The 7,164-nt window shown below is 69.0% G+C and carries 6 protein-coding genes; 2 read left to right on the plus strand and 4 right to left on the minus strand.

Features of this window, described 5'->3' with window-relative positions; translation table 11 throughout:
- The first annotated feature begins 94 nt into the window (after nt 1–94).
- Nucleotides 95–1,672, plus strand: coding sequence for an RNA polymerase factor sigma-54 (rpoN, locus tag ACCD11_RS22080; RefSeq protein ID WP_413315469.1), 1,578 nt, complete (start codon nt 95–97; stop codon nt 1,670–1,672).
- A 19-nt stretch (nt 1,673–1,691) separates the two neighbouring features.
- Nucleotides 1,692–3,377, plus strand: a complete 1,686-nt coding sequence (locus tag ACCD11_RS22085; RefSeq protein WP_413315470.1) for a phospholipase D family protein — start codon at nt 1,692–1,694, stop codon at nt 3,375–3,377.
- Between the two features lie 37 nt (nt 3,378–3,414).
- Here the strand turns inward: ACCD11_RS22085 and ACCD11_RS22090 are convergent, their stop codons facing one another.
- The 4 genes from ACCD11_RS22090 to ACCD11_RS22105 form a co-directional block, all read right to left on the minus strand.
- Complete coding sequence (locus ACCD11_RS22090; RefSeq protein WP_413315471.1) at nt 3,415–4,059, minus strand: YceI family protein; 645 nt, start codon at nt 4,057–4,059, stop codon at nt 3,415–3,417.
- A 56-nt stretch (nt 4,060–4,115) separates the two neighbouring features.
- On the minus strand, nt 4,116–4,709 hold the full coding sequence (locus tag ACCD11_RS22095) for a YceI family protein (RefSeq protein WP_413315472.1): 594 nt from the start codon (nt 4,707–4,709) through the stop codon (nt 4,116–4,118).
- On the minus strand, nt 4,706–5,290 hold the full coding sequence (locus tag ACCD11_RS22100; protein WP_007829882.1) for a cytochrome b: 585 nt from the start codon (nt 5,288–5,290) through the stop codon (nt 4,706–4,708). Before ACCD11_RS22100 ends, ACCD11_RS22095 begins: the two co-directional genes overlap by 4 nt.
- A 91-nt stretch (nt 5,291–5,381) precedes the next feature.
- Nucleotides 5,382–7,164: ATP-binding protein (locus ACCD11_RS22105; RefSeq protein WP_413315473.1), on the minus strand; the 1,783-nt coding region annotated here is incomplete at its 5' end.

Consider the following 7,164-nt stretch of genomic DNA (forward strand, 5'->3'; position numbering starts at 1 on the left):
GCCGCCGCGCACGGCCGCCCGAAGCGGCCGGCCCGCCCCCGGTAGGGGGTTGGCGTAGCGCGAAGCGCGCAGCCTGGGGGGGGGCCATTTCCTCATGAAGCAAGGGCTGTCCCTTCGCGTCTCGCAGCATCTGGCACTGACGCCACAGCTGCAGCAGTCCATCCGGCTGCTTCAGCTTTCCACGCTCGAACTGAGCCAGGAAGTCGAGCAGATGCTGGACGAAAACCCGTTCCTCGAACGCACCGCGGAAGAAGCGGCGCGCGAGGAATTCGGGCTCGACACGGCTGATGCGCCGGTTCCGCGCGATGAGGGCGAGAGCGACTTCGCGCCTTCGGCCGCCAGTGCGCCCGCCGAGACCACCAGCACCACCACGGCGGATACCGACGGGCCAGCTGCCGAGATCGCCGAGCGTGAGCCCGACTGGGAAGGCGACGGCACCGTCGACATGGCGGCGCCCGACGACAGCGAGTGGGGCAGCGACGCGCCCGCGCGCCAGAACAACCTCGGCGACGACGAACGTGCCGACGCTACCGAACTCGCGCGCAGCCAGGAGTCGCTGCAGTCGTTCCTGCACCGCCAGGCGCTGAGCCTGCGCCTGAACGAGAACGACAGCGCCGCGCTGCGCTTTCTCATCGAATCTCTCAACGACGACGGCTACCTCGAAGACTCGCTGCCCGCACTGGCCTCGGGCCTGGCTGGCGACGACAACGACCAGTTCGACGACCTCGTGCATCACTTCCAGGTGGCGCTCGGACTGCTGCAGAGCCTGGAGCCCGCGGGCGTAGGCGCGCGCGACCTCGGCGAATGCCTGGGCATCCAGCTGCGCGCCATGGCCAGCGAGGACGAGACCGACGAAGAGGCGCTGGTCCGCAAGACCGCCATCACCGTCTGCAAGCAGCCCATGGAGCTGCTTGCGCGCCGCGATTTCAAACGCCTGGCCACGCTCACCCGCAGCAGCGAGGAGCTGGTGCGCTCGGCGCTGCAGATCATCGCGCGGCTGGAGCCCAAGCCGGGCCGGCGCTTCGTCGACGTGGAGCGCAACATCGTCATTCCCGATGTGATCGTCACCAAGACCGGCCGCGGCACCAACGTGAAGTTCCGCGTCATGTTGAACCCCGAGGTGATGCCGCGCCTGCGCGTGCACGACATCTATGCCGGCGCGCTCAAGTCGCACAAGGGCGAGGGCAGCCAGGCGCTGTCGCAGCGGCTGCAGGAGGCGCGCTGGTTCATCAAGAACATCCAGCAGCGTTTCGACACCATCCTGCGCGTGAGCAACGCCATCGTCGAGCGGCAGAAGAGCTACTTCGTGCATGGCGAACTCGCGATGCGCCCGCTGGTGCTGCGCGAGATCGCCGACGAGCTGGGCCTGCACGAATCGACCATCTCGCGCGTGACCACCGCCAAGTACATGGCCACGCCGTTCGGCACCGTCGAGCTCAAGTACTTCTTCGGCTCGGCGCTGGGCACCGAGACGGGCGGCAATGCGTCGAGCACCGCGGTGCGCGCGCTGATCAAGCAGTTCGTGAGTTCCGAGAGCATCAAGAAGCCGCTGTCGGACAGCCAGATCTCCGAGATGCTGAAAGAGCAGGGCATCGAGTGCGCGCGGCGCACCGTGGCCAAGTACCGCGAGGCGCTGCGCATCGCGCCCGCGAACCTGCGCAAAGCCCTGTAACTTGGCACACCCCCAGGCTATGCGCACTTCGTGTCGCTTCGCCAACCCCCTTGCAGGGGGCAACACCTGCGGCCCGGCAAAGCCGGTTCCGCGGTGTTCCCCGAACGGACCTGGACCGTATTGGCGCTGGGGCCTGGCGCTGTTGTTCGCGGCTTTCGCACTGCTCGCCACCGGCTGCGCCACCCTGCCCGACGAGGCCCCGCGCGCACCCACCAAGGCCATGGCCGTCTCGGCCGACACCGCACTCGGCAAGCTCGCGCTGGCCTCGCAGCCCGACCCCGACCTGAGCGGTTTTCGCCTGATGCCCGGTGGCGACTTCGCCTTCGACACCCGCATCCAGCTGGCCCGCCGTGCCCAGCGCACGCTCGACGTGCAGTACTACCAGATCGAGAACGACGAGACCGGCCGCTACCTGCTGCGCACCCTGCGCGACGCCGCCCAGCGCGGCGTGCGCGTGCGGGTGCTGATGGACGATCTCTACACCTCGGGCGAGGACGAACTGCTGCTCGGCTTTGCCGCCACGCCCAACGTCGAACTGCGCCTGTTCAACCCGTTCCCGGCCGGGCGCGCGAGCATCCTGAAGCGCTTCACCGCCTCGCTGTTCGACTTCAGCCGCGTCAACCGGCGCATGCACAACAAGCTGTTCATCGCCGACGGCGCGATGGCGGTGGCGGGCGGGCGCAACATCGGCAACCAGTACTTCACGCGCACCGCGGGCGAGAATTTTCTCGACCTCGACACCTTCGTCACCGGTGCGCTGATCCCGCGGCTGGGCAGCCTGTTCGACCAGTACTGGAACAGCATCTACGTGCGGCCGATCCAGTCGGTGGTGCGCAGCGAGTTGTCGGCCGAAGAGCTGCAGCGCCGCTTCGACACAGTCACCGGCCCCGACACCACTCCACCGCCGCCGAAGCCCGCGCCCAACGACCTGCTCGGCTACAGCCCGATGGTGGAAGACCTGAACGCCGGCAAGCTCGGCCTGATCTGGACCACCGCCGAGGCCTATGCCGATTCGCCCGAGCGCGTGATCGGCAAGACCGCCTCCTACGGCGGCGTGCCGCTGCTCGACGTCGACAGCGTGCGCTACAACGTGGTCGAGCAGATGCGCCGCGCACGCTCCGAAGTGACCATCGTCTCGCCCTACCTGATCCCGGGCGCCACGGGGCTGGAGGTGATGCGCGAGATCCGCAACCGCAACGTGAAGATCAGCGTCGTCACCAATTCGCTGGCCGCCACCGACGAGCCGCTGGTGCACACCGCCTACCGCCGCTACCGGCCCGACATGCTCAAGCTCGGCGCCGACCTCTACGAGCTGAGCTCCACGCGCACCCGGCGCAGCGTGCGGCTGGGCCTGTTCGGCACCTCGGTGGGCAGGCTGCATGCCAAGTCGGCCGTGATCGACCGGCGCACGCTGTTCGTCGGCTCGATGAATTTCGACCCGCGCTCGGAGTCGGCCAACACCGAGATCGGGCTGATCATCCACAGCGCCGAGATGGCGCAGCAGGCGCTGAAACTCATCGACGTGCTCAAGCAGCAGGGCGCCTACCGGCTGCGCTTTGCCGAAGGCAGCAACGAGTCGCGCATCGAATGGGTCAGCGAGGATGCCGGCAAGCTCACCGTGCTGACCGAGGAGCCCGACTCCAGTTTCTGGGGCCGGGTCATGCTCGAATTGCTGGCGCCGCTGACGCCGGAGAGCTTGCTCTAGCTGGTGCTCGTGGCGCCGGCGAGGCCGGGCAGCGGTGTCATTGCACGTTGACCGCTTCGACCTGCACCAGCAGCTTCACCTTGTTCTCGAAGCCGAAGTTCAGCCCCCAGGTGATGCCCCAGTCGCTGCGCTCCACCGTGGTCTCGAAGTCGCCGCCGCACACCTGGCGGTTGATCAGCGGGCTCAGGTAGCAGTTGAAGCGCACGGCCTTCAGCGTCACAGGCCTGGTCTGGCCCATCAGCGTGAGCGTGCCGGGCACGTCGGTCACCTTGCCGCCGCTGAAATCGATGCGGTCGGCCACGAAGCGGCCGGTCGGAAACTCGGCCACGTTGAAGAAATCCTTGCTCTGCACATGGCGGTTGAGCAGGTCGACGCCGGTGTTGATGGAGCTGATGTCCATCGTGATGTCGACCTTGCCGCTGGCGCCGGTGCCGTCAATCTGCACGGAGCCGTCCTTGGTGCTGAAGCGCCCGCGGTTGGTGGTGGTGCCGTAGTGCCCCATCTCGTACATCACGAAGGTGTGGGTCGGATCGATCACGTAGTTGGCGTTCTTCGCCGGCCCGCCCGCGGGCTTGGCGGCCACGGCCGGGGCGAACTCCGTTGGCAGTTGCTGTTGCTGCGCCGTGGCGCTGCCGGTGAATGCGGCGGCCGACAGGGCCGCGGCGAGAAGGAGCTTTTTCATGGCGTTGGATGCGGGAGGAAAGAGGAAAGTGAGTGAGAGGCGGACAGCCTGGCGCTTCACAGCGGCCCGAAGCCCGTGAGCGTGAACCTGAAGCGCACCTGCACGTCGTTGCCGACCGTCGAGGTGTCGGTCCATTCGCCTTCGCCCACCTTGTAGTCGAGCCGCTGGATCGTGAAGCTCCCCGTGGCAACCGCCTCCTTGCCGCCGGCCGCGGCGATGCTGACGGGCACCGTCACGTATTTGGCGATGCCCTTGATGGTGAGCTTGCCCGCCATCTCGAACTTGCCGTCGCCCAGCGCCTTGATGGCGCTCGACTGGAAGCTTGCCTGCGGAAAGTGCGCGGCGTCGAACCACGGCTGCTTGGGCAGCTCCGCATCGCTCATCGGGACGCCGAAGCCGGCGCTGGCCGTGTCGATCTGCAGCGCGACGGTGCCGCCCTCGGGCTTCTTCGGATCGAAGGCCACCTGCGCGTCGAATTTCTTGAACGTGCCTTCCACGGGCACGCCCATCTGCTTGCTGACGAAGACGATCTGGCTCTTGTCGGCCACGAGCTTGGCCGCTGCGGGCTCGGCGCCGGCCGGCAGCACCAGGGTGGCGAAAGCCAGCGCCGCGAGCGACGGCGCGAGACGGAAAAACGGGCGCTTGATCATCGAGCTGGTTCCTTGCGTGGCCGGGGCCACATGCGTTTGAGAAGACCGTCGCGGTCGATCCAGTGGTGCTTGAGCACCGCCGCCACGTGCAGCAGCGTGACGCCCGCCAGCACGAAGGCGCAGTTGCGGTGCAGCGGCTGCAGCACCGCCTCGGCGAAGGCGTGGTCGACCGGCACGAAGTCGGGCAGCGGCAGCACGCCGAACCACGCCACCGGCATGCCCATGGCCGAGCTGTAGGCCCACCCGGACAGCGGCACCGCGAAGAACAGCAGGTACATCAGCGTGTGGCTGATGCGGTAGCTCGCCAGCTGGAGCGCCGACATGCCCGGCGGGAGCGCCGGTGGACGATGCCCGAGCCGCCACAGCAGCCGCAGCGCCGACAGCGCAAGGATGGTGACGCCCGCCCACTTGTGCCAGCTGTAGATCTTCAGGCGCAGCGGCGAGAACGGCAGCCCCGTCATGTAGAGCCCTACGCCGAACGAGCCCACGATCAGGGCCGCAAGCAGCCAGTGCAGCGCCATCGTGAACGGGTCGTAGCGCGGGTCGGCGGCGAGGGGGGATGAGGATGTGTCGGCGGACATCGTGAGCAGGACAGGCGGCCTGTGCGCGGAGCATATATCGGAAGCGATGACATCACCGCACGGCCCGTGCCAGCCCGCCGCCCTGCCGGCCTCAGCCCTGCGACGGCTGTTGCGCCCTCAGCAGCACGCCGCGCAGTTCGTCCGGCTGCACCGGCTTGCGCAGCGCATGCCAGCCACGCTCGGCGGCGAGCCGCTGGGTGGCTTCGTTGATGTCGGCCGAAATCAGCGCGATCGCCAGCGACGGCTTCTGCCGCTGCAGCTTGTCGGCCAGCGCGATGCCGTCGAGCGCACCCGGCAGGCGGATGTCGCACAGCGCCGCGTCGAGCGCGCGCAGGTCGGCCAGCGCCAGCGCCTCGGCGGCGCTGGCATAGACGCGCGGCTCCACGTCCCATTGCCGCAGCAGGGCACTGAGACTGTCGGCCACCACCGTGTTGTCTTCCACCACCAGCACTGCGAGCCCGGGGCGCAGCGTGTGCGTTGCATCGGCGCCGTCGCCCTGCGGCACGGAAGCAGGGCGCGCCGCCACCATCGCGCCGTCGGGCGCGGCAGGCAGCTCGAAGCTGAACACCGACCCCCGCCCCGGCGCCGAGCGAAGCGACACCGCAATGCCGAGCTGCGCCGCCAGCCGCCGCACGATCGCCAAGCCCAGCCCGTGGCCGCGCTGCAGGTTGCGCTCGACGTTGCCGATCTGCTCGAAGTCGTCGAACACGCGCTGCTGCGCGTCGGCCGCGATGCCGATGCCGCTGTCGCGCACCTCGACGCGCCAGGCCCGGCCGGTGCCGCGCCGGCGCGCCCGCACCGCCAGCAGCACCCGCCCGCGCGGCGTGAACTTGACGGCGTTGTCGACCAGGTTGGCGAGTACGCGGCGCACCGACACGGTGTCGCTCCAGGCGATGGCGTCGTGCGGGCAGCGCACCAGCACCCGGCCGTCGCCTGCCTGCCGCGCCAGCCCCAGCAGCAGCGGCGCCAGAGCCACTGCCGCCGGACGCAGCGGATCGACCGCGGCCTCGATGCGGCCGATTTCGAGCAGCTGGTTGGTCAGCCCTTCGAGCGCCTGCTGCGCGCGCGCCAGCGAGCCCACGGTGTACTGAACCGCCTCCATGTCCGCGCCGCTGTTCAGCTGCTGGCGCAGCACTTCGGCCTGCAGGCCGATGGCCATCACCGGCTGGCGCAGGTCGTGGTTGGCGGCAGAGAAGAAGCGCAGCCGCTCGGCCTGCGCCAGCTCGGAGGCGCGCAGGCCGGCCAGCGCCTGTTCGCGCAGCGTGCGCTCGTTGAGCCGCAGGCCGATGTTCTCCTCGAGCTGGCGCGAGCGCTCGGCCACCAGCTTCCACATCATCGCGATCAGCCCGATGCCGATGACCGCCACGGCCATCATCACCGGCGCACCCAGCCAGAGGCCGGTGACGATGATCGGCGCCAGCAGCAGCGTGATCGCCAACTGGGTGGCCGGCGTATAGAACGACACCGAGAAGGCCGACGACAGCGTCATGCCCATCAGGATCAGGCCCAGCAGCAGCTGCAGGTCGGCGCGCGCAGGGTCGAACAGCAGCACGCCGGCCAGCCCGTGCGCCAGTTCCCAGATGGCCGTGCGCAGCGTGTGCGTGCGCTGTTCCTCGCGCAGGTTTTCGGGCGTGAAGGGCTCGGGCAGGCGCTGCGGGAAGAAGCCGCGCATCACCGTCACCCCGGTGACCAGTGCGATCCACACCAGCGCGCGCGGCACCGAGTATTGCCAGGCGAAGAGCGCCGCCACGCCGCAGTTCAGCAGGTATTGCACCAGCAGCACCGGGCCGATGGGCCGGATGGACAGCCGCAGCACCTCGCACTGGATCGCGAAGCGGTCGCTGCTGCCGGTGGGGGCCGGGGATGCGGGGGTG

Origin of the sequence: Variovorax sp. Varisp36, from assembly GCF_047304235.1 — a bacterium.
In the GTDB taxonomy this organism is placed as follows: domain Bacteria; phylum Pseudomonadota; class Gammaproteobacteria; order Burkholderiales; family Burkholderiaceae_C; genus Variovorax.